19 protein-coding genes are annotated in these 19,736 nt (G+C 63.8%); 8 read left to right on the top strand and 11 right to left on the bottom strand.

The window, feature by feature from the left end; all coding sequences use genetic code 11:
* Nucleotides 1-14: 14 nt before the first annotated feature.
* On the top strand, nt 15-971 hold the full coding sequence (locus JGU71_RS23260; protein WP_233529936.1) for an endonuclease/exonuclease/phosphatase family protein: 957 nt from the start codon (nt 15-17) through the stop codon (nt 969-971).
* A 4-nt stretch (nt 972-975) separates the two neighbouring features.
* Here JGU71_RS23260 and JGU71_RS23255 read toward each other — a convergent pair whose 3' ends face one another.
* From JGU71_RS23255 to JGU71_RS23225, 7 genes are all read right to left on the bottom strand, one after another.
* Nucleotides 976-1,728, bottom strand: coding sequence for a ParA family protein (locus JGU71_RS23255; RefSeq protein WP_199706874.1), 753 nt, complete (start codon nt 1,726-1,728; stop codon nt 976-978).
* 10 nt (nt 1,729-1,738) lie between these two features.
* Nucleotides 1,739-3,304: a CHAD domain-containing protein gene (locus JGU71_RS30455; protein WP_199706873.1), complete on the bottom strand. Its 1,566-nt coding sequence runs from the start codon at nt 3,302-3,304 to the stop codon at nt 1,739-1,741.
* A gap of 85 nt (nt 3,305-3,389) precedes the next feature.
* Entirely contained in the window at nt 3,390-5,483 is a 2,094-nt protein-coding gene (locus JGU71_RS30450) for a M20/M25/M40 family metallo-hydrolase (RefSeq protein WP_199706872.1), read from the bottom strand.
* Nucleotides 5,483-7,177 (bottom strand): CocE/NonD family hydrolase, encoded by a 1,695-nt coding sequence (locus JGU71_RS23240; protein WP_199706871.1) that lies wholly within the window; start codon nt 7,175-7,177, stop codon nt 5,483-5,485. Before JGU71_RS23240 ends, JGU71_RS30450 begins: the two co-directional genes overlap by 1 nt.
* Before the next feature lie 54 nt (nt 7,178-7,231).
* Nucleotides 7,232-7,540, bottom strand: coding sequence for a hypothetical protein (locus tag JGU71_RS23235; protein ID WP_199706870.1), 309 nt, complete (start codon nt 7,538-7,540; stop codon nt 7,232-7,234).
* 114 nt (nt 7,541-7,654) lie between these two features.
* Nucleotides 7,655-7,804, bottom strand: a complete 150-nt coding sequence (locus tag JGU71_RS23230; protein WP_199706869.1) for a hypothetical protein — start codon at nt 7,802-7,804, stop codon at nt 7,655-7,657.
* Nucleotides 7,801-8,544, bottom strand: coding sequence for an enoyl-CoA hydratase/isomerase family protein (locus tag JGU71_RS23225; RefSeq protein WP_199706868.1), 744 nt, complete (start codon nt 8,542-8,544; stop codon nt 7,801-7,803). Before JGU71_RS23225 ends, JGU71_RS23230 begins: the two co-directional genes overlap by 4 nt.
* 172 nt (nt 8,545-8,716) lie before the next feature.
* On the opposite strand from JGU71_RS23225, the gene JGU71_RS23220 reads away from it, so the two are divergent.
* The 6 genes from JGU71_RS23220 to JGU71_RS23195 all read left to right on the top strand — a co-directional run bounded on the left by JGU71_RS23220 (nt 8,717) and on the right by JGU71_RS23195 (nt 14,754).
* Nucleotides 8,717-9,736, top strand: a complete 1,020-nt coding sequence (locus tag JGU71_RS23220) for an ABC transporter substrate-binding protein (RefSeq protein ID WP_199706867.1) — start codon at nt 8,717-8,719, stop codon at nt 9,734-9,736.
* Nucleotides 9,733-10,788 (top strand): FecCD family ABC transporter permease, encoded by a 1,056-nt coding sequence (locus JGU71_RS23215; protein WP_307829805.1) that lies wholly within the window; start codon nt 9,733-9,735, stop codon nt 10,786-10,788. Before JGU71_RS23220 ends, JGU71_RS23215 begins: the two co-directional genes overlap by 4 nt.
* Complete coding sequence (locus tag JGU71_RS23210; protein ID WP_199706866.1) at nt 10,785-11,822, top strand: FecCD family ABC transporter permease; 1,038 nt, start codon at nt 10,785-10,787, stop codon at nt 11,820-11,822. Before JGU71_RS23215 ends, JGU71_RS23210 begins: the two co-directional genes overlap by 4 nt.
* Nucleotides 11,819-12,649 (top strand): ABC transporter ATP-binding protein, encoded by an 831-nt coding sequence (locus JGU71_RS23205; RefSeq protein WP_199706865.1) that lies wholly within the window; start codon nt 11,819-11,821, stop codon nt 12,647-12,649. Before JGU71_RS23210 ends, JGU71_RS23205 begins: the two co-directional genes overlap by 4 nt.
* 157 nt (nt 12,650-12,806) lie before the next feature.
* Nucleotides 12,807-14,201: a 13E12 repeat family protein gene (locus JGU71_RS23200; RefSeq protein WP_199706864.1), complete on the top strand. Its 1,395-nt coding sequence runs from the start codon at nt 12,807-12,809 to the stop codon at nt 14,199-14,201.
* A 187-nt stretch (nt 14,202-14,388) separates the two neighbouring features.
* Nucleotides 14,389-14,754, top strand: coding sequence for a hypothetical protein (locus JGU71_RS23195; RefSeq protein WP_199706863.1), 366 nt, complete (start codon nt 14,389-14,391; stop codon nt 14,752-14,754).
* Nucleotides 14,755-14,866: 112 nt separating this feature from the next.
* Here JGU71_RS23195 and glnA read toward each other — a convergent pair whose 3' ends face one another.
* On the bottom strand, nt 14,867-16,303 hold the full coding sequence (glnA, locus tag JGU71_RS23190; RefSeq protein WP_199706862.1) for a type I glutamate--ammonia ligase: 1,437 nt from the start codon (nt 16,301-16,303) through the stop codon (nt 14,867-14,869).
* A gap of 264 nt (nt 16,304-16,567) precedes the next feature.
* Here glnA and JGU71_RS23185 point away from each other — a divergent pair, with 264 nt between their 5' ends.
* Nucleotides 16,568-17,041 carry an RDD family protein gene (locus tag JGU71_RS23185; protein WP_199706861.1) on the top strand — a complete coding sequence of 158 codons (474 nt, stop codon included), beginning with the start codon at nt 16,568-16,570 and terminating at the stop codon, nt 17,039-17,041.
* A gap of 13 nt (nt 17,042-17,054) precedes the next feature.
* Here the strand turns inward: JGU71_RS23185 and JGU71_RS23180 are convergent, their stop codons facing one another.
* The 3 genes from JGU71_RS23180 to lipB form a co-directional block, all read right to left on the bottom strand.
* Nucleotides 17,055-17,795, bottom strand: a complete 741-nt coding sequence (locus JGU71_RS23180) for a DUF4191 domain-containing protein (RefSeq protein ID WP_199706860.1) — start codon at nt 17,793-17,795, stop codon at nt 17,055-17,057.
* 63 nt (nt 17,796-17,858) lie between these two features.
* The gene (lipA, locus tag JGU71_RS23175) at nt 17,859-18,929 is read right to left on the bottom strand and encodes a lipoyl synthase (protein WP_199706859.1); all 1,071 of its coding nucleotides are present in this window, start codon (nt 18,927-18,929) and stop codon (nt 17,859-17,861) included.
* A gap of 48 nt (nt 18,930-18,977) precedes the next feature.
* A complete protein-coding gene (gene lipB, locus JGU71_RS23170) occupies nt 18,978-19,736 on the bottom strand; it encodes a lipoyl(octanoyl) transferase LipB (protein ID WP_199706858.1) in 759 nt (252 codons plus the stop codon).

Below are 19,736 nucleotides of genomic sequence, written 5' to 3'. Positions count from 1 at the left end.
GCATACTGGACGGCATGGGGACCAGATGGGGGCGCCGAGTCGTGATCGGACTCGGCTGGATCGCGGTATCGATCGGGGCGTTCGGCGTCGCGCTGCATTGGATGGATTCGTCACGTCGCTTCTTTGTGCTTATGGCATCGTTCGCGCCGTACGTCATGATCGCGGCGGTGCTGGGCCTGCTGCTGCTCGCGCTGGTCAAGCATTGGATCGGAGTCGGTGCGGCTGTGTTGGCGATCGGCGCAGCCATTGCGACGCAACTACCGGTCTACGTCGCGAGCGGTACGCCCGGCACAGGGCAGGCCTTGACGATCATGCAGTCCAACATCTACTTCGGCGAAGGTGACGCAGCCGCCGTTGTCCGCGAGGTGATGGCGAACGACGTCGACATTCTCACCATCGACGAACTGACACCGGACAGCGTTCAGCGGCTCGACGCCGCCGGCATTGCAGTACTACTTCCACATCGCTACGTCGAAGCCGACATCGGCGCCGAGGGCACCGGCATCTACAGTCGCTACCCACTGTCGGACCAGGTGAACCATGACGGCTTCATCTTGAACCAGGTGTCCGCTCGCGCGACGCTGCCGACCGGTGAGGCGGTCACGGTGTTCGCGTTCCACCCTGTGCCGCCGTTTCCAAGCGGTCCGCAACCGTGGTCGGGCGAAATGGAGCGGATCAGGGACATTCTCGACGCCGTGCCCGACAGCACGGAGCACGTCGTCGTCGGTGCTGATTTCAATGCGACACAGGATCATTCGCTCTACCGGAAGCTGCTCGACACCGGCATCGAAGATTCCGCCGACCAAGTCGGCGTGGGGATGCTGCGGACCTATCCGTCGGACAAGAGCTTCCCGCCGATCATCGGTATCGACCATATTCTGCTCGGCGGAGCGCACGCGGACGAGCTACGGACCGTCCACATCGACGGGACGGACCACATGGCCGTGATCGCGGACATCCGGCTGCGCTGAGAGTTCAGAGCAGCCCGGAGATCTCGTCCCACAGCGTGCGGTAGGCCGCCGCAGCAGGACTGTTCGGTGCGAACGACGGTAGTGGCGCGCGATGTACCGACATCAATTCGATCGCGGACAGCGAGGGGATTGCGGTTGCGCTCACCCCGGACCGTTGGCTCGGCAAAGTCGCAACTATCTCGCGGTGCAGGGCTCTTCGGCGGTCGACCATGGAAAAGAAGCCGTGCAGTATCGGCTTTCGTCCTTCGAACGTTGCGACGAAATCGGTCAGCTGGTCGAAGGTTCTGGCAGCGAGGACGGTCGGAATGATGGGCACCACAACGATATCGGCGGCGTGCAGCACGTTCTCCGACACCAGCGACAGACTCGGCGGTGTATCGAGAAAGACGACGTCGTAGTCCGCGGACAGGTCCTTCAGCAGCTCCGCGATTGCTCGCGTCGAGTGCTTTGCTTTGCGATCGCTGCGGGACAGGTCGATGTCCATGTTGCGGTAGGTGAAATCGGCGGGCAGTAGATCCAGCCCTTCGAAATCGGTTGCCTTGAGGGCATATTCGACCGACTGCTTACCGCGGACCAGCTTGGCGCTACCGCCCTTGACATGAGGCTGCACCCGGAACAGGAACGTGGCGGCACCTTGGGGATCCAAGTCCCACAGCAGAGTTCGGTTGCCGTCCAGTGCACTCAGGTAGGCGAGGTTGACCGCCGTGGTCGTTTTTCCGACGCCGCCCTTGATCGTGTACGACGCGATCGTCTTCATGGCAGCATCCTCATGGCAGCATGGCCTTTATCCGATGGCGCGCTTTCGAACCGAGAAATCGGTCGAGCTGATCGGTGAGAGCGGCGCGGGCGCTTGCCTGCTGGCGCGCGAAGTGTGCGGAAAGTTCGCCCATGGCAAGCAAAGTGGCAGCGGGCGGTGCGGCGACGGTGGCTTCGCGGGATTCCAGCATCTGGGTGGCGAAGACGCGCAGCCCAGCGCTTTGCATCTCACCGTCCTGGAAGTCGCCGAGCAGGTCCTGGAGCTTCTTCAGGTCCTTGACGGTGGCCTTGTGTGCCTCGGGTTCGCATACCGGACCGAACACCTCGAGTAGGTAGCGGAGTTCTTTGCAACGCTTGCGCAGTGAGTGCACATCGTCGTGATGTGAGTCGGGTGTGATCGCCTTCGCCAGCCGGACAACCTTCTTGTAGGTCTTCATGATTCGTTGCGATGCAAGCGCTCCGGCGGTCGGGGCCTCTTCGTCCGCCGCATCGCCTGCAACAGTGTCGAGCGATTCCCGCCACGTCGCTAGGAAATCGGTGAAGCGTTTCGACCGCAACACCCGGACCAGTTTGCGGAGCTCCAGTTCGCGTTGCCTGCGCAGATGCTCGCCGAACGGTACGAGGTCCGTCGGTTCGCCGACGAGGAGATGATCGCCGAGGGTCGGCAGGTCGAGCAGGTAGACGTCGAGGTCGCGCGTCGGCGTCGTCAGATCGCCGAGCAGCCGGAAATCGGGTTCGACGCGTTCCTTCAACCCGTCGGGCAGAACATCTCCCGCGAGTTTGAGCATCGACCGGGTCCGTCTGACCGCGACGCGAAGATCGTGCAGGAACTCGGTGTCGACGTCGTCGACGACACCGGCGACGTTTGCCGCGATGGCGTCGGCGAAACCGTGCAGTGCCGTGGCGACAGCGGTTGCTGCAGGGGTTTCGGCGGTCATAGGTGGCGGCGGCGGCGTCGCGGTCGGTTCGGCTGTGACGCCGATCAGCGTGTCGACGAAACTTCGGTCGGCGACGTCGAAGGATTCCGCGGCGCGTAGGGCCTCGGCAACGTTGTTCGCATCGTGCTGATAGCCGAGCAGAGGTTTGATCTCGAGCCGTGCGACAGCGGTGTCGTCGTGACCGTCGATGCGCACTTCGGTCCAGTGGATCCGAACAACCGTCTTCGCGTCCGAATTGAGGACGGCAACGACGCGGGACACCGTCCGTCCGTGCGCGATCGGGCCGACGGCGCGGATCCACATCGCGGCGGCAAGTGCGTCCCGTAGCGGCGATTCGTGGAGTTGTTCGATACGCGCGGGCCAGTGTGGTTGTTCCGGCAGTACGGCGGTCAGAACCTGTTCACTGCTGAGCAGCGCGAGGTTGTCGTCGGTACCGCGCTCGTGGGTGAGCACAAGACCACGACTGCCCAACCGCCCGTCGACGGTATCGAGGTAGGTAGCCGTCTGCACTCGCCGCGCACCGAATGCCAGGTCGTAGTCGGCAGTGATCGGTGCGAGTGCTGCGGTGATCGCATCGGCGTCGCAATCGGTCGGTTCGTCACGCCAATCGAACATCGTCAACTCTGAAGTATTCGCCACGGCAACGGGATTCCTCGCTGTTGGGGCCGGCTGTCGACCAGCGTAGTCGTGCTCAGGCCGGGACGCAGATCGCCCTACGCAGGAGTCAAAGCCGCTCGATGAGAATGCGGTCGAATGCGATCAGCCGCTGATAGTTCTCGTGCGAGATACGTTCGTCCGAACCGTGAATCCGCTCCAGGTCGGCCTGTTCGAGGATGATCGGGGCGAAGTTGAATCGGACGGCCGCGACGTCGTTGTAGTGCCGGGCGTCGGTTGCGCCCGGTACCAATCCCGTCGTGACGGCGACGTCGGGAAGTACTTTTCTGGCGGACTCGGCGACGAGTGCGAACTCGGGGCCGTCCGACGGTGACACCGGCGACGGCTCGGCGAGCATGCCGGGTGCCAACTCGATGTCGACACGGTCGTCGGCGATCGTCGCACGGCAGTGGGCGAGTACATCGGCCACCGATTCGCCGGGCAGGATCCGGAAGTTGACGAGGGCCTCGGCGTGCTGCGGTAGGACGTTCGCCTTCACACCACCCCTGATCACGGTCGCAGCGGTTGTGGTGCGAACGAGAGCCTCGGTTTGCGGGCGGGCGGTGAGGATCCGCGCGATGACAGCGCTGAATCGGTCGGCCGACCGCAGCAGCGAACGCCGTGGCTCGGACATGAAGGGCGCCAACCGCTTTGTCATGTCGAGCACGGTCGGCGACATCAGCAACGGCATCGGGTTGTCTTCGAGCGCGACGACCGCACGCGAGATTCGGCCGACCGCAGTATGTTTGGGCGGCATGGACGAATGACCGCCGAGGTCGCGCGTCGAAAGTCGGACCGTCGCGAAACCTTTCTCGCCGAGCATGATCGACGCCACCGGCCGATCGATTCCGTCGACCACACCGCGCGTGACCACACCACCTTCGTCGAGCAGGATCTCGGCACGCACGCCACGCTCCAGCAATTCGCGAGCGATCACGCAGGCACCGTTCTCGCCACCGATCTCTTCGTCGTGACCGAAAGCGAAATAGAGCGTGCCGGTCGGTCGAACGCCGTCGGTCAACGCACCCTCGATTGCCTCCAACAGCGCGAGTACCCGGCTCTTGTCGTCGATCGCGCCACGACCCCAGACGAATTCGTCGTCGACGACGCCGCTGAACGGTGGATGCGTCCATCGATCCGGGTCGTCGACGGGCACGACGTCCATGTGTGCGAGGAACAAACCTGCTACCCGCGTCGGGTCGGTGCCCGGCCACGTGTACAGCCGACTGTGCCCGAACTTTTCGACGGTGAGTTCGGAATGTGCTTTGGGAAAAGATGTTTCGAGCAATTCGCCGAGTTGGACGAACTGGCTGTCGTCGATCCGCGTCGGGTCCTCGTAGGACACGGTCTGCAGACGCAAGGCCTGTGCCAGTCGATCGATCGATGCCGCGCTGTGGGTGTCGAGGGTGTTGAAGGCATCGACAAGGCCGAGCGACGACGCGGATCGGGGCAGCGGTGTCGACCCGAGGCAGGCTCGAAGGTTCGGCAACCCGGGGGAGCGGCCACCGCCGTCCAGGCGGATCGCTACGGGTCCGAGCTGCCACGAGCCGTCCGCCTCGGGTTCGCCGAGGACTACGCGGTAACCGGTTGCGGTGCGATCGGTGTCGTCGGTGCGGACCGCGATCCAGCCGATGCCGATCCCGCGATCCGCCTCCGTCGTCGGGAGACTCGGAGTGAGCTTCTCGATGAGGATGGGCAAGGTCGGATCGCCCGGGGCCGCAACTCGCCAGCCGCTTTCGGCGCCTGTCGCATCGGTCCGGGTGAAGTCGGCGGGGTCGTCGACGTCGAACCCCTCGTCGCGCAACGCGCGGACGGTTGCGGCGAGATCGTCGACCCGAATCGACATCCCGATCAGTCCTTCGGTCCTCGCCAGACCGTCGCCGATGTAGCGCTCGACCGCCGATCCGCGACTGCGCAGCGGACCCCACGCCGGCGTCTTCGCGAGCAAGCGCACCGCCTGGCCGTACGGGCTGACGCCATAGGACAGCAGGTCGATGGCGACCCCGTTTCGGCAAGAGATCCTCGCGCATGCCGTCGGTACCCCGCCGTGTGGCAGGCCGGGTGGGCTGCCTGCGACGACGTCGATGCCTGCCGCCCGGAATTCCCGTGCCGTGCGCTCGAGGTCTCGTACTGCGAGGAGGAGATGATCGAGCGCTGGTGCCACTAGTTATCGGTCCTGTTCGGCAACTGCAACGGTATGACCGCGTTCGCGATCGTCTGCGGCTCCAGGGTAGTGGTCATCTCGCGGTACCTCTTCTCGATACCCGCGGTCGGTCCGCCTTCGAGGTCCGGCCGGCGTTCGCGGGTGAGCAGCGGCAGCTCGATCGTCGCCTGCTCGACCGTCACTGTCGCGCCGGTCGGTGCACGTGTCCACATGTCTTCGACGGTGTCGGTGAGTTTGACGGCAATCCGATGACCGGCGCGAATCGGCCAATCCTGCCCGACCAGACGTAGATTCATGCGACCGTCCGGACCGAGAAGAGAGATGCCGAACGTGATCACCGTCGCGTCACCGTTCGGCGCGACGTCGTAGACCACCGCCGCAAGACTCGCGTTTGCGGGCCCGCGTGCCTGCGCGGTCATGGAGGCGGTGCCGGACAGATGCGTGGGCTGCGTGAGAGGCTCGGTGACAGACCAGATTTCACGATCCGGCGCTCTGACGAAACCGCGATCGACGTAGGTTCCGGTGCGAAGTTCGGCGCGGACCCGAGCGGCATCGGCAGGCGGCCATTGTGTCTCCGAGCGCCAGCGTCCGTCGAACTGGCCGACGGTGATCTTCGGTCCGGGAACCGAAACATCCTTTCCCGCAACATGCTTGTCGAAGAAGGTGAACAACTCGTCGGCGAAGGTCGGTCGGCAATCGGTCAGGCAGGTGCGATGGCCGATCTGACCGAACCAGGCGCGGTGATCGGCATCGCCGAGACCGTTCCACAGTTCGAAGATGCGGTCGGCGCGGGTGTTCAGGTCGACGAAGCCCTGTTGCAGGAACAGGGGAGTGGTGGCACCGCGGAGTCGATCGACGAGGTTTCGGTCCTGCCAGTACGGCGCGTTCGGATCGTTGTTGCGCATGTCGTCCACGTAGGCGGAGTAGCAGCTTTGTGGCGTGCTCGACGCGGCGGCGCGGTATTCGGGGGTGTCGTCGGGCCGACCCGGAGTCTGCGATATCGCGACATGTTCCGTACCGATCACAAGTTCACCAGGCAGGATCGGCACGTCGAGGACGGGCTTGGCTGTGAAGTTCCACGAGACGCCCTGCATGTAGATGTAGGCGTACGGATCGGGAACGGGCTCGAAAGCCGCAACGGCGGCAAGGCCTTTCGGCTGTTCGGCAATGCCCATCAGGCCGGTCCAGCCTTCGTAGGAGATGCCGTACATGCCGACCTTGCCGGTCGACCACGGTTGTTCAGCCGCCCACTCGACCGCGCTCTTGACGTCCGTCCGCTCACCCGGTCCACCCCAGTCGGGACACCCGGTCGAACCGCCGTAACCACGGAGGTCGGCGATGACGTAGGTGTAGCCGCGCTCCATGAACATGTCGATGGGAATGTTCTCCAGCGACGGTCCACGGTTCAGCAGCGGAACGGACAGATACATCAGATGGGATCGGTACGGACTGGCGGTCAGAATCACCGGCGTTTTCACATCGGGTGCAAGCCCGGCCGGGCGCAACACGTCGACATGGATGCGCTCTCCGTCAGGTGTCGTGAGGTAGTCCTCGGTCCACGTGTAGCCGACCGAGGCCGGCTCCGCACCTGCCTGGAACGGGACGAACGCGGAGAGCAGAACGGCGAGAATGCCTGCGACTGCATAGATCCGAGAGTGGGTGCGGCGTCGATACCGGCTTCGTTGCGTGACCATAGGAGGTCAAGCCAAGCGGGCGGACCGCAGGTTGTCCAGACGGTAGAGCTGGGGTCAGTGCCCTGCCTGGTCGGTCAGGTTCTTACCCTCGTTGTTCTTGACACGCTTGTGCTCGAGAATCACCCAGGCGAAACCGGCAGCAAGCGTGAGGAAGCAGGCGACGCCGAGAATCAGAGCCCAACCGCTGAACCCGTATCCCGCTGCCGTCAACGCTAGAGCGAGGCACGCAAGTCCTGCCAGCACCAGCGCGTAGCCGGGAAAGTTGCGAGCGTCTTCGATGCCCTCGCCCGCGTGGCTACGGGTGGTCCGGTCTTCGTCGGCGTGTACTCCCGCATTGTCTTCTTGCATCGAGTTCTCCTCCATCGAGTGATCCTCCGTTGCATCGAATACCGCCGCGGTCGAATGTCTTGTAGTTCGGATTCCCTGTGGGGAGCAAACGAAACCCGGATGTGAGGGGAACCACCATGCGAAGAGGTGTCAGTCGGTGTCGGCGTCCGTCGCAGGACCTTCCTTGGTAGCCCCGCCCTCGTCGGACCAATCGGTCGCCGAACCGTCTGCGGGGTCGCTTACGACGTCGTCGTCCGCGTCGGCATGGCCGTTGTCGGACTGTTCCGGCTTTGTTGTCATGTGTTCGGAGATGCCCTGTTCGAGACGTCCCGAAACGCTGTCCCGGCAATGAACGCGTCACCGTCGCTGTAGGTCGGGTCGCCGAGTGGTCGGGCGTAGGCCTGAAACTGCGATTTGGTCGTATGCAGCGCGTATTCGGGGGTGGCAACGATCCTTTCTGCCATTGTGCGGACAGCGTCGTCGATGCCGTCGGCAGGTGTCGACCGATGAACTATTCCGTACTGCTCGGCGGTTGCGGTGTCGATGCGCGTGCCCAACATCACGAGGTCACGGGCTCGTGCTGCGCCGATTTCGGATACCAGTCGCGGAACCGTTCCCCACGTCAATGGCAAACCGATCTGAACCTCGGGCAGGCCGAAAGACGCGTCGGCGGTCGCTATTCGGAAGTCGCAGGCCAATGCCAGAGCGAGTCCGCCGCCGAGCACATGGCCGTGCAATCGCGCCACCGTTACGACGTCGCAGTCTGCAATGGCCTGGCACGCCCGGTAGCCGACCTGGCCGTGCCACCGGCGTTCCCGCTCGCCGATACCGGAAACGCCGGGAAGGCTGCCGAGATCTGCGCCCGCGCAGAACGACCGACCTCGACCGCCGAGTACGACGACTTTCACGTCGAAGCTGCGCTGCAGACCCGTGAACACCTCCGCGAGTTCGGTGAGTGCGTCGTCGTCGAGGGCGTTCAGCTTCGCGGGCCGGTTCAGCCACACATGCAGAATCGGACCTTCTCGAACTACTTCGAGCATGGGTTGCGCTCCCGTCGTCGATCGCCGACCAGCTGGGCCGACCTCGTGGCAGAGGCTATCGCGGACGCTGTTGCCGAAGTTGCCACCCACCGCGTAGATATGGTTAGGCTTGCCTATCTGTTGCTCGCCTGCCTGCTTGTCTCATTCGCCTCTTTTTCGAACGGACCCAGCCGTGAAGCCACACTCGAAACCAGCCGTGCGCCGCCTGTCGGTGCTGGTTGCGGCACTACTTGCACTGTCGTTCAGCGCCGCGTGCTCAGCCGATTCGTCGTCGAGCGCTGACGACACTTCCGGACCATGGGCCTTCGTCGACGGATCGGGAGAGACCGTCGAGGTCGATCACACACCGACGCGAATCATCGCGCACGCCTATGCCGCGGCCGCGCTGATGTCGTTCGGAATCAAGCCAATCGCGGTGTGGGCCGACTCCGACGTGACAACCGACCCAGGAACGAAAGACCTCGACCTGTCCGGCGTCGAGATACTCGGCGAAACGTTCGGCGAGATCGACGTCGAGAAGGCAGCGTCGTTGCGGCCCGACCTGATCGTCGGCGATTGGTGGCCCGTCGAGAACGCGCACTCCGGCTTCGAGGCCGGCGTCGAAGAGGAAAGCAAGAAGCTCGCTGACCTGGCACCCGTCGTCGGACCGAGCCAGGGTGACTCGATCGTGGAGCTGATCGAAGGCTACGAAAAGCTCGCCGCAAGTCTCGGCGGCAAACTCGACGATCCGACCGTTGCGGCGAACAAACAACGCTTCGAGACCGCTCGCAGCAACTTCACGCAGGCAACCGCCGCGAAGCCGGGCCTCACCGCTCTTGCCGTGTCACCGACCACAGACGGACTCGCCGTCGCCGTGCCGAAGTACGCGCCCGAGTTGCTCGACTTTCAGAGTTGGGGGCTGAAGGTTGTCGATCCCGAGCGGCCGGACGAAGGCTTCCCGTACTGGGAGACACTGAGCTGGGAGAACGCCGACCGATACCAGCCCGACCTACTCCTGATCGACGACCGTTCCTATCCTGCCAACCTCGACGACGCGAAGAAGCAGCCGTCGTGGACCAGCGTCGCGGCAGCCAAGGCAGATGCGGTCGTGCCGTGGCCCGCATATTGGTTGCACACCTACTCCGACTACGCGTCGCAGCTGGAACAGCTCACCGCGGCAGTGCAGTCGGCGAACGCCGACCTGGTCGGGTGAGTTCGACACCGACCGCGACCCTCGCCACGACTCGGAAGTCGGCGTCGAGGGGCGATCGTGCTCTCGCGTCGGGCCTGGTCCTCGCGATCGTTGCGCTTGCCGTGATGTCGCTTGCAAGTCTGGTGCTCGGTTCACGCGCGGTCGACCTGTCGACGGTGATCGATGCGTTCACGAACTTTGATCCGTCGTCGACGCCGGAAACGGTGGTCCGGCACATGCGTGTGCCGAGGACCCTGCTCGGTCTGCTCGTGGGTGCAGCGCTCGGCCTCAGCGGTGCGTTGCTGCAGGGTGTGACGCGCAATCCGCTCGCCGACCCCGGAATCATGGGGATCAATGCGGGCGCCGCTGCCGCGGTCGTCCTCGGCATCACGGCATTCGGGATCGAGTCCGTCGGCGGCTACGTCTGGCTGGCTTTCGTCGGCGCCGGCATCGCGACCGTCGTCGTCTACTCGGTCGCCTCGTTCGGGCGGGAAGGCGCAACGCCCGTCAAGCTCGCTCTCGCGGGCGCCGCGGTCACTGCCGCGCTCACCTCTGTGACGACCGCCGTGATCATGTCCGACGTGCGTGCGCTGAATCAGCTGCGCTTCTGGCAGGTCGGGTCGCTGGCTGGTCGGTACCTGCCGGTGTTCTGGCAGGTGCTGCCGTTCATCCTGGTCGGTATCGTGCTCGCCGTCGGGGCGGCCCATGCATTGAACGGTTTGGCGCTCGGTGACGACACCGCTCGCTCGCTCGGCCAGAACGTCGGCCGAACCCGAGCGGTCGTTTTCGTAGCGGTCATCCTGCTGTGCGGGGCAGGAACCGCGGCCTGCGGACCGATCGTGTTCATCGGACTCGTCGTGCCGCACCTTGCACGCATGATCTGCGGACCGAACTATCGCTGGATCCTTGCCTATTGCATCGTGCTCACGCCACTCGTCTTCCTTGCCGCCGATATCGTCGGCCGTCTGGTCATGCCGACCGACTCGGAGCTGGAGGTCGGGATCGTGCTCGGCGTGCTCGGAGCGCCCGCGTTCGTTCTGCTCGTTCGCTACAAGAACCTGGCGGAGCTGTGACGGCCGACGTGGTCACTGCGGTCCGCGGTGATCGACGAGCGCGGACCCGGCGCAAGTCCATCGTCCTCGGCAGCTTCGCGGCGCTGACGGTCGTACTCTTCGTGGCCTCCATAATGCTCGGCAGCTCACTGTTGTCTGCGCCTGACGTGATCCGATCGGTCCTGCATCTCGTCGACGAACCCGGTATCGACTTCATCGTCCGCGACATTCGGCTGCCACATTCACTTGCCGCCCTCTGTGTCGGGTTGGCGCTCGGTGTCTCGGGCACGGTGTTCCAACAGCTGCTCGGCAATACTCTCGCCTCACCCGATTTCGTCGGCGTGTCTGCGGGCGCAAGCTTGGCCGCGGTATTCGGAATTGTGTTGCTGCACTTGGGTGGACTGGCAATCTCGGCGCTGGCCTTCGGGGGAGCGCTCGTCAGCTCGCTGTTGATCTACATCCTGGCGTGGCGCGACGGCATCACCGGCTATCGATTCATTCTCATCGGTATCGGGGTCTCGGAATTTATGCTTGCGATCGTCTATTTCACGGTCGCTCGCGCACGAATCTCGAACGCGCAGGAGTCGATGCACTGGCTCGCAGGCTCGATCGGGCAGGGGAGCGACCGATCGCTGCAGTGGTTGGTGATCGCACTGCTCGTTCTGGTGCCTGCGGCACTCGTCCTCGATCGGCAACTGCGCACACTCGAACTCGGCGACGACACAGCACGAGCTCTCGGCCTAAGCGTCGAGAAGTCTCGGCTCGCTCTGCTCTTGATCGCGATCGTTCTCGTCGCGTTCGCCACTGCGGTCGCTGGACCGCTCGCGTTCGTCGCGTTGATCGCGGGACCGATCGCCAGAGCGTTGCTCGGACCTGCCAGGGGTTCGATCATCGGCGCAGCATTGGTCGGCGCCATCATCGTTCTCGCGACCGACCTCGTGTGCCGCCACCTGCTACCCACCGAATTGCCGACGGGCGCAATCACCGGCGCGGTCGGAGCGCCGTACCTGTTGTGGTTGATCGCCACGACGAACAGAGAAGGACGTGGCGGATGAAAACGGGCACGCGAGCACACGGCCACGACCTGCGCGCCGAGGACCTCACCCTCGGCTACGGCACGACCGACATCGTCTGTAACCTCGACGTCCGGATACCGGACGGACGCATCACCGTCATCGTCGGCGCGAACGCATGTGGCAAGTCCACACTCTTGCGCGGCTTGGCACGCTTGCTCCCGCCGCGCGACGGGACCGTCCTGCTCGACGGGCGGTCGGTTCAGGACATGCGCAGTATCGAGGTCGCCAAACTGCTCGGCCTGCTGCCGCAATCCCCGGTGGCACCCGACGGCATCACAGTCGGCGACCTGGTCGGTCGCGGCCGCTATCCACACCAGGGATGGTTCCGGAAATGGAACTCGGCCGACGAAGCCGCACTGGTTCGCGCCTTCGAAGCCACCGGGACCGGTGACCTGATCGACCGCAGGATCTCAGACCTCTCGGGTGGTCAGCGGCAACGGGTGTGGATCGCGATGGTCCTCGCCCAGGAGACCGACCTACTGCTGCTCGACGAGCCGACCACGTTTCTCGACATCAGTAACCAGATCGAACTACTCGACCTGATGATCGATCTCAATCGCGAATCTGGCACCACGGTTGTCCTCGTCCTGCACGACTTGAACCTCGCCTTCCGCTACGCCGACCACATCGTCGCGATGAAGGCCGGCGCGATCTTCGCTGAGGGTCCGCCGGCGGAGGTCGCGACGGCAGCGGTGATCAAGGACGTGTTCGGTCTCGACTGCGAAGTGGTCCCCGACCCGGTTGCAGGAACGCCGATGATCGTCCCGCGCGGGCGGCATCACAGCGCCTGTGCCGCCGACGCGTGACGCCTGGAGCGGCTTGCTTGTGTTGGGAACAGATGGTCGGGCTGGCACAGTGCGCTCCTCACCCCCGTCCTCCTGAACGTTGTTCAGGAGGCGAATACTGTTGTAGCCCAATACATCCGTGCCGGAACCTGTCGGTGGGTGGCGATAGAATTCGATCATGCTTTCGAACCCGACACCGCACCCCACCACCCGGGTGGACGCTGCGTTGGCGAAGATCGAAGCAGGATTTCGTGAACTGCGCGACGCCGGATTCGACGAACTCTCCACCAACCCTCAACGCGTCGTCGTCACCCAACGCCTCGAAACGATCGGGCGCACCGTCCCCGGTTTCGTCTACCCGTTGATCAACACCATCGAACGTCAATGGCGCTGTGGTGAACTCGGCGACCACAACGTCGCCAACACCCTCGCCGACGCGTTGCGGATCAGCCCCAGTGAGGCCCGCACCCGGATCCGGATCGCTGATGATCTGTCCCCGCAGGTGACGTTCAGCGGAGCTCGGCGCAACCCGACCTATCCCGCCACCGCTGCAGCAGTGGCCGACGGTGCGATCGGTGATGAGCATGTGAAGGTGATCCGCGAATTCTTTCGCCATGTCCCGCTCGACGTCGACAACGAGACCGCGGAGCTTGCCGAACAGAAACTTGCCGAGCAGGCCCGCGTCCTGCGGCCCGACCAACTGCGGACCGCCGCGAACCGGATACTCGGGTATCTGAACCCGGACGGTCCGAAACCGGAAGCCGAACGCGCCCGCAAACGTAGTTTCACTCTCGGCCCCCAGGGTGCGGATCTGATGACGAAAGGCAGTTTCTGCGTCGACCCGGAACTGCGTGCGTATTTGGAGGCGGCGTTCGCGAAGTATGCGAAACCAGGTGTTCTCAACCCGGCGGACGAGGAGTCGACGGTCGAGGAGGATCCGGCGGCCGAGACGGTGAAGCGTGATGATCGGTGTCTGGAGAAACGGCAGCACGACGCACTCAAAGCGATCCTGCGCGATGCTTTGGCGTCCGGAACGTTGGGCCAGCATCGGGGGTTGCCGGTGACGGTGGTGGCGACGATGACGGTGAAGGAACTCGAAGAGGCGTCCGGGACCGCGATCACCGGTGGCGGATCACTGTTGCCGATCCGCGATGTGTTGCGGATGGCTCGCCATGCCCGTCATTACCTGGCGTTGTTCGATGATGCTGGTCGTCCGATCTATCTGGGCAGGTCCAAGCGGATCGCGCAGGGTGATCAACGGTTGGTGTGTTTCGCCAAAGACAAGGGCTGCACCTTCCCTACGTGCTCACGCCCAGCAAATATGTGCCAGTGCCATCATTGCCGGGAATGGGTTGCCCAACTCGGTCTCACCGATGTCGATCAGCTTGCGTTGGTGTGCGATACCCATCATCCGCTCGCCGGGGTGAAGGACACAGATTGGCACGCCATCGTCGCCGGCGCCGACCATAAATATCCTGGCCGGATTCTGTGGGTTCCGCCGAAACATATCGATCCGACCCGAAAGCCGCGAATCAACCACTATTTCCACCCCCACGAATACTGGGACGACTAGGTCGTGTACACAAACAATCCACCCGCCCGGCGCGTGCGCCGAACGGGTGGATTGTGCTGACTTCGTGGAGCCGGCGTGTGGTCGGCGCGGACGGTGACGCCTCACTCGGTCAAGAAATTCAAACTCCGCGATCAGCAACGCTTCGGCCGAAATAGGTTCAAACTGGCAAGGGGCGAAGGGCTGAACTATGCGCACACTCAATGTTGCCGCGACTGCTACGGCGCTGTTTATCGGCGCGACCGTTTCTGGTGGACTTGGTCAGGCCACCGCGTCACCTTCGTTGACGCAGGCGCCGCCGCCGGTGCCGGGTGCGATCGGCGACGTGTGTTCGCATCACGCTCGGGTGGGCGTAGATACGTCTACCGGTAAACAAATCGTGTGCACCTATATGGGCGACCGGGGCGGATGGAAATGGGTGGGCACTGTCCCGCTCATCGGCGAAAACGAGATCGGAACGCCGTGCAGCTACCCCTCTGAAGTCGGTTCGCAAACGTCCGAGGGCTTTGCGGTCCAATGTGATCCGTCGAGCGACACCTGGCAAGACGGACCGTAGGTCGCCTGTGCGTTCGGCAGGCTGACTACGAGGAGCTGTGACAGACAAATCCACCCGCCCGGCAGGTGCCGAACGGGTGGATTTGGTCTGACTTCGTGGAGCCGGCGTGTGGTTACACGTCGTAGTAGAGCTCGAACTCGTACGGGTGCGGACGCAGGTTGACGGGAGCGATCTCCTGCTCACGCTTGATGTTGATCCACGTCTCGATGAGGTCGGTGGTGAAGACGCCACCCTCGGTCAGGTACTCGTGATCGGCCTCGAGGCGGTCGATGACCGACGCCAGGCTGGTCGGAGCCTGAGGAATGTTCTTGGCCTCCTCGGGCGGGAGCTCGTAGAGGTCCTTGTCGACCGGTGCCTGCGGCTCGATCTTCTTCTTGATGCCGTCGAGTCCGGCGAGCATCTGAGCGGCGAACGACAGGTACGGGTTACCGGACGAGTCGGGCGCACGGAACTCGAGACGCTTTGCCTTCGGGTTGTTGCCCGTGATCGGGATACGGACAGCAGCCGAACGGTTGCGCTGCGAGTACACCAGGTTGATCGGCGCTTCGTAGCCCGGAACCAGGCGGTGGTAGGAGTTCACCGTCGGGTTGGTGAAGGCCAGCAGCGACGGCGCGTGGTGCAGGATGCCGCCGATGTAGTGGCGGGCCAGGTCGGACAGACCCGCATAGCCTGCCTCGTCGTGGAACAGCGGCTTGCCGTCCTTCCACAGCGACTGGTGGACGTGCATGCCCGAGCCGTTGTCACCGAACAGCGGCTTCGGCATGAAGGTGACCGACTTGCCTGCTGCCCATGCGGTGTTCTTGACGATGTACTTGAACAGCTGCAGATCGTCGGCAGCGGCGAGCAGCGTGTTGAACTTGTAGTTGATCTCGGCCTGACCGGCAGTGCCGACCTCGTGGTGGCCACGCTCGAGCTCGAAGCCCGCGTTCTGCAGGTTGGTGGCGATCTGGTCGCGCAGGTCCACGTAGTGGTCGTACGGCGCGACGGGGAAGTAGCCGCCCTTCGGGCGAACCTTGTAGCCACGGTTCGGGGAGCCGTCGGCGTTGAACTCGTTGCCGGTGTTCCACGAACCCGAGATGGAATCGACCTCGTAGAACGCACCGTTGATGCCGGAGTCGTAGCGGACGGAGTCGAAGATGTAGAACTCGGCCTCTGCACCGAAGAACGCGGTGTCGGCGATGCCAGTGCTGACCAAGTACTCCTCGGCCTTACGCGCGACGTTGCGGGGGTCGCGGCTGTAGGACTCACGGGTGAACGGGTCGTGCACGAAGAAGTTGATGTTGACCGTCTTCGCGGCGCGGAACGGGTCGAGCTGCGCTGTGGTGAAGTCCGGAAGCAGCAGCATGTCCGATTCGTGAATCGACTGGAAGCCGCGCACCGACGAGCCGTCGAATGCGAGACCCTCTTCTGCCAAGTCCGTCGTGAGGGACTTCGCAGGGATGGAGAAGTGCTGCTGAATGCCGGGAAGGTCGCTGAATCGGACGTCGACGTACTCGACGTTCTCATCGGCTATGAATTTGATGACCTCTTCGGCCGTGGTGAACGCCACGCTTGTGCTCCTTCAGTTCGGTTCCCAGCCATTACAAATGCAAAGCTTTTTCGCGACCCGACGGTATGGACGCGGTGTTGCCCCGCGGTCAAGGCTGTGTTTCGCGAGTGTTACACGTGCAGTAATCGACGATCACAGTGCCATAAGCGGCTATACGTGCATTATGTGCCGGTTACGCAGGCATTGTGAGCGAGCGCACCCATCCTGCCATCCGGGGCCGGAGCCCGCGACTCGGGGTTGAAACAAACGCCTATCCTGACTGCTATGGCACGTATAACCGGATCGTGGTTGTCGGGTCCCTCGGCGGCCCTTCCCGAAGGCAACGGCAACACAGACAATGCGTATCGCGGCGAGAAACTCGGCTTGCCACAGGACGGGATCGGGTCGATCGCGCCGACCGGCCGTCGTCTGATCGCGTTGCTGATCGACTGGCTGCTCTCGCTCGGCATCGCGGGCTTGATCTACAGCGCGGCGCCGTTCGCTCAGCCGTCGACCATCACGCTGCTCGTCTGGTTGGTGCTCGGCATCCTTGCGGTCACCCTGTTCACGTTCACACCCGGTCAGCTCATCACCGGCATACAGGTGGCGATGACCAACGGTGCGCCGCGCGTCGACATCGTGCACGCCGGCATCCGGTCACTGCTACTTGCATTGGTCGTACCCGCCTTCATCACCGACGGCGATGGTCGCGGCTTACACGACCGCCTGTCCAAGACGGTCGTGTTGAAGTCGCGGTAACGACTGGAAGGACTCAGCGGCGGCGCATCGTGCGCTGCACACCCTTCATCTTCGCCCCGGCAGGCATCGGACCCTTCGGCAGCGGGGGACCGCTGCGGGTACCGAGCGCGGACAGGCGCGACTCGATGTTGTCCATCCGCTTCGTGTCGATATTGTTCGGCAGCTTGGTCATGTACTTCTGCAGCTGCTTGAGCGGAACCTGGCCCTCGTCGTTGCCGACGATGATGTCGTAGATCGGAGTATCGCCGACGAGGCGGGCGGTCTTCTTCTTCTCTTGTGCGAGAAGCGACTTGACGCGCTGCGGAGCACCTTCGGCAACGAGGATGACGCCGGGCCGGCCGATCACACGGTGGACGGCATCCATGTGCGTCGTGCCGACGATCCCGTTCTTGACCCGCCACGAGCCCTTCAGGTTGTCCAGCACCCAGGCTGCCGCACCTGCCTGTCCCTCGGCTTTGCCGTAGACCGTCTTCTCGACGCGACGTCCGAAGATGATGAACGCGAGCAGGATGCCGACCAGGATGCCGATCGACAACAGGAACCACTGCAGTCCGAAGATCAGACCGATCAGGAAGAACGCGACCGTCGAGACCACGACGGCACCGATCATCAGCGGCAGCAGCAGCTTGTCCTCTTTGCGCTGCATGTTGAACGCCTGCCACAGCTGCGACCTACGCTGCTTGGACGCCGCCTTTTTCGCTGCTTTTGCTGCAGCCTTCGCCTCGTTGCCGGGCTTGCTCGTGCCTCTCGCCATAAGGACAGGATAAGCCTTCGGCGACCCGGCAGATCTCACCCGGGCGCAGAGATCGACCGACTCCTATGCGTGAACGGGTGCGAACCTGGCGAGCACCGACGTCGCCTCTTGCGATGCCGTGCCTTCCTTGGCGAGATGAGCCAGGTCGGGTGCGATTTCGCGACCGTGGTGCGCCATCGCCTGCGCGTAGAGGCGCCCAGCCCGGTACGAGGACCTGACAAGTGGTCCGGCCATGACGCCGGCGAATCCGATCTCCTCGGCATCCTTGGAGTGCGAGACGAACTCTTCCGGCTTGACCCACCGATCGACCGGATGATGCCGCGGTGACGGTCGCAGGTACTGGGTGATCGTGATGATGTCGCAGCCAGCGTCGTGCAGATCGTGCAGTGCCTGGGTGACTTCCTCCGGCGTCTCGCCCATGCCGAGGATCAGGTTGGACTTGGTGACAAGTCCGAAGTCGCGGGCAGCGGTGATGACGTCGAGCGAGCGCTGGTAGCGGAAAGCCGGCCGGATGCGTTTGAAGATTCGTGGAACCGTCTCGAGGTTGTGCGCGAGCACCTGCGGACGCGATTCGAATACTTCGGCAAGCTGTGCGGGCACAGCATTGAAGTCGGGTATCAGAAGTTCGACTCCCGTACCCGGGTTGCGCTCGTGAATCTGGCGGACCGTTTCGGCGTACAGCCAGGCTCCGCCGTCGTCGAGATCGTCGCGAGCGACGCCGGTGATCGTCGAGTAGCGTAGCCCCATGGCAAGGACGCTGTCTGCCACACGATTCGGCTCGTCGCGATCCAAGGGGGCGGGTTTGCCGGTATCGATCTGGCAGAAGTCACAGCGGCGGGTGCATTGTTCGCCGCCGATCAGGAAGGTTGCTTCGCGATCTTCCCAGCACTCGTAGATGTTGGGGCAGCCCGCTTCTTCGCAAACCGTATGCAGGCCTTCGCGTTTGACGAGACTTTTGAGTTCTGTGTACTCGGGTCCCATTTTTGCGCGGGTCTTGATCCAGTTGGGTTTGCGTTCGATCGGCGTTGCGGAGTTGCGGACTTCGATGCGGAGCAGTTTGCGCCCTTGTGGGGCGGCTGTTGGGAACCCTGCTGTGGGCAACCCTGCTGATGGGGACTCTGGTGAGACAGTCACCTGTGCGATGTTACGCCGACGCCCCGACACCTCGGCGACCGGCGAAACTCAGCCGAATCGCAGGGTCGTGAACGTCGGCTCGGGAACCTGATCGGAGAAGGCCACACGGTCGATATCGTGGTCGGCAACGGCGAGTGTCCCGTCGAGAGCGTCGAGCACCGCCTCTGTGACGGCGGGGGTGACCTCGTCGACCGTCACGTCACGTCCGAGTTCCTGCGACAGCGACGTCACCCCGGCGTCTGCGATGCCGCACGGAATGATGGTGTCGAACGCTGTCAACGCCGAGTTGCAGTTTAGCGAGAACCCGTGCATCGCGACGCCGCGCTGCACACGGACGCCGATCGCCGCGATCTTGCGTTCCGGCCGCCAGGTGCCGGCTTCGAGCGCAGCGGCGAGCCACACGCCGGACCTGCCCTCGACCCGACCGCATTCGACGCCGAGACCGAAACACACCGTGATCAGCGCTTCTTCGAGTCGACGCACGTACTTGACGACGTCGATCGGCTCGGCGAGTTTGACGATCGGATACCCGACGAGCTGACCGGGTCCGTGCCACGTGATCTTTCCGCCGCGATCGACATCGATCACGGGCGTTCCATCGGTCGGGCGGTCCTCGGGAGCGGTCCGCCTACCTGCCGTGTACACGGAGGGATGTTCGAGCAGCAACAGATGATCGCTGCCGATACCGTCGGCGCGGTCCGCCGCGAGGCTGCGCTGACGTTCCCACGCAGCGAGGTAGTCGATGGTGCCGAGCCGCTCGACAACTACGGGGTCGCTCGATAGCCGCGCAGATCCGGTGACACTCAT

It is taken from the genome of Antrihabitans stalagmiti (assembly GCF_016482825.1).
Classification (GTDB): domain Bacteria; phylum Actinomycetota; class Actinomycetes; order Mycobacteriales; family Mycobacteriaceae; genus Antrihabitans; species Antrihabitans stalagmiti.
The sequence above is the reverse complement of the archived record's forward strand: the minus strand, read 5'-3'. Positions and strand labels throughout refer to the sequence as shown.

What these genes read in the sequence shown, in the direction of transcription:
- JGU71_RS23240 (WP_199706871.1), bottom strand. Translation starts at nt 7,177, where the DNA reads ATGGTCACGCAACGAAGCCGGTATCGACGCCGCACCCACTCTCGGATC.
- JGU71_RS23205 (WP_199706865.1), top strand. Translation starts at nt 11,819, where the DNA reads ATGAAAACGGGCACGCGAGCACACGGCCACGACCTGCGCGCCGAGGAC.
- JGU71_RS23180 (WP_199706860.1), bottom strand. Translation starts at nt 17,795, where the DNA reads ATGGCGAGAGGCACGAGCAAGCCCGGCAACGAGGCGAAGGCTGCAGCA.
- JGU71_RS23260 (WP_233529936.1), top strand. Translation starts at nt 15, where the DNA reads ATGGGGACCAGATGGGGGCGCCGAGTCGTGATCGGACTCGGCTGGATC.
- JGU71_RS23255 (WP_199706874.1), bottom strand. Translation starts at nt 1,728, where the DNA reads ATGAAGACGATCGCGTCGTACACGATCAAGGGCGGCGTCGGAAAAACG.
- JGU71_RS23200 (WP_199706864.1), top strand. Translation starts at nt 12,807, where the DNA reads ATGCTTTCGAACCCGACACCGCACCCCACCACCCGGGTGGACGCTGCG.
- JGU71_RS23225 (WP_199706868.1), bottom strand. Translation starts at nt 8,544, where the DNA reads ATGCTCGAAGTAGTTCGAGAAGGTCCGATTCTGCATGTGTGGCTGAAC.
- lipB (WP_199706858.1), bottom strand. Translation starts at nt 19,736, where the DNA reads ATGAGTGTCACCGGATCTGCGCGGCTATCGAGCGACCCCGTAGTTGTC.
- JGU71_RS23230 (WP_199706869.1), bottom strand. Translation starts at nt 7,804, where the DNA reads ATGACAACAAAGCCGGAACAGTCCGACAACGGCCATGCCGACGCGGAC.
- JGU71_RS23185 (WP_199706861.1), top strand. Translation starts at nt 16,568, where the DNA reads ATGGCACGTATAACCGGATCGTGGTTGTCGGGTCCCTCGGCGGCCCTT.
- JGU71_RS23235 (WP_199706870.1), bottom strand. Translation starts at nt 7,540, where the DNA reads ATGGAGGAGAACTCGATGCAAGAAGACAATGCGGGAGTACACGCCGAC.
- JGU71_RS23195 (WP_199706863.1), top strand. Translation starts at nt 14,389, where the DNA reads ATGCGCACACTCAATGTTGCCGCGACTGCTACGGCGCTGTTTATCGGC.